General features: G+C 67.3%; 3 protein-coding genes. All 3 read left to right on the forward strand.

The genetic code is table 11. From position 1 onward, the window contains the following. The first annotated feature begins 288 nt into the window (after positions 1-288). The 3 genes from ACFU5K_RS31800 (at position 289) to ACFU5K_RS31810 (ending at position 1,688) form a co-directional block, all read left to right on the forward strand. The gene (locus ACFU5K_RS31800) at positions 289-852 is read left to right on the forward strand and encodes a hypothetical protein (protein WP_384068193.1); all 564 of its coding nucleotides are present in this window, start codon (positions 289-291) and stop codon (positions 850-852) included. Between the two features lie 236 nt (positions 853-1,088). Beyond that, positions 1,089-1,313, forward strand: coding sequence for a hypothetical protein (locus ACFU5K_RS31805; RefSeq protein ID WP_384068196.1), 225 nt, complete (start codon positions 1,089-1,091; stop codon positions 1,311-1,313). A 246-nt stretch (positions 1,314-1,559) separates the two neighbouring features. Beyond that, positions 1,560-1,688 carry a hypothetical protein gene (locus ACFU5K_RS31810; protein ID WP_384068199.1) on the forward strand — a complete coding sequence of 43 codons (129 nt, stop codon included), beginning with the start codon at positions 1,560-1,562 and terminating at the stop codon, positions 1,686-1,688. Positions 1,689-1,818 lie beyond the last annotated feature (130 nt).

The following is a 1,818-nucleotide window of genomic DNA, read 5'->3' on the forward strand; positions in this document are numbered from 1 at the left end:
CAACCCCCCGCCCTCCCCACCCAGCGGGCGGGGCGCGGTTCACCACCCCCCCCGGCCCCCCGCCTGGGGGCACCGTGATTGGTCATTCTGGCCAGATAACCCGCGCCCTTCCGGAAAAATCGGCCTGACCGAAGGTGTCCGGTCTCATCCAACCCAGTCGCCGTCTCATCGAAGCAGCCGATCGGCGTTCTGTCCTACGCCGCAGACATCACCCGTCAGGGCTTGGCCGCCGACTGATTTCGTCGGCCGCACTCACCGATGTCGGAGCCGCGGTGCACGATGCGCGGCATGGATGCCGAAACTCAGCTCACGCGCAGCGCGCTCGCGGAACGCGGGTTCAAAGGATTCGTTCGCTTCGCGACGTTGCCGGAGAACGAGGTACCGCCGACAGATGGCGTGTACGTGGTGGTGCGTGTCGAAAGCGGGATGCCCGGATTCCGTGCCGTCAGTCCCGCTGGGCACTTCAAGGGCCGAGACCCGTCAGTGGACGTGGCGACGTTGCAGGATGCCTGGGTGGACGGCGCCGAGGTGGTCTACGTCGGCAAGGCTTCGGCGGGCGGCAACGGGCGGCGGGGCTTGCGCAAGCGGTTGGACGAGTTCCGCCGGTTCGGCGGGGGCCAGGCCGTCGGACACTGGGGCGGCCGCTACGTGTGGCAGCTCGTGGACGCGGACGCCCTCCTGGTGGCCTGGCGGGAGGCCCCGGGCCTGGATCCCGCCACCTTCGAGGCAGCCCTCATCGCGGAATTCATGGCCGTCCATGGCGCCCGTCCGTTCGGGAACCGCAACAGAGGCCGCCGTATCGGCCCGGCCACACAGGAACGAGGTGGGAGCCCGAGCGACTGGCTTCGCTGAGACGACGACTCGATTGCTTGAGACCGGACCGAAGGCGCCATCTATGCCAGGCGCCGGCGCGACAAGGCCCTGTTCTCGTATAGCTACCGCCAGGTGGTGTGTAGCGCTGAGTAACTACTTGGGGCTGCTAGATCGTGGGGTCAATGAGGGGCAGGTGGCGTCGTGCCCGGCCGATGCCACTGAGCGCCCTGAACGCTCCCTGCCAGAGGTGACCTCGTAGACGGACCGTTGAACCCATGGCGGACGTCATGGAAGTACCGTGCGCAGGTGGCTGCGGCCGGACCGGACCAGCCGAAACGTTGAACGAAATGGACGACGGCCAGCATCAGTGCGACGAATGCCTAGGCGCGGTAGTGGTGCGCGGATCGGTGGACGATCTCCTGGTGACTGCGGACGACAGCATCACCCAGCCCACCGGCAACCCTGGCGAAGCCCACCACCGCGGCCGAAATGTTGCCTGAGGTGGGATCGGCTCGGCCTGATACGGCACGTCCTTGGTACGGCGCATGGGGTCTTCTCCCGCACGCGGAAGGACGTTGCGACCGGTCGCGGGAAGGTGTTCCCCGTGGGAACAGTCAGGGTGTTCCCCGTGGGAACGGGGTTGGGGTTCAACGTGCGGCCGGTGGGTGCATGATCACTGGATGAGCGAGCGCCGCCCGTTGGGCACTGGTCCTGTCCCTGCTGACATCCGCGCGAGGGAGGCCGACTTGAGTGCGGAGCTCCCGGGGCAGCGGTGGGCCAACATCGAGGAACTGCGGGCCAAGGGTCTCTTCGGTGTTCCCCAGGGGAACGGGTCGGAGCTCCGCGCGCGGCCGGCGAGTGAACCGGTTCCCTAGACCCTGCTACACGCCACCATGCCGTAGCTATACGAGAAGGGTGCGGATCCTTTCCAGGGACGGTTGAGCTGGGGTTTCGCTGATCTGGGTGTGGTTGGGGTGGCGGCTTGTCTACCGTGGCGGTAGAGGA

Origin of the sequence: Streptomyces sp. NPDC057428 (assembly GCF_042803195.1) — a bacterium.
GTDB lineage: Bacteria > Actinomycetota > Actinomycetes > Streptomycetales > Streptomycetaceae > Streptomyces.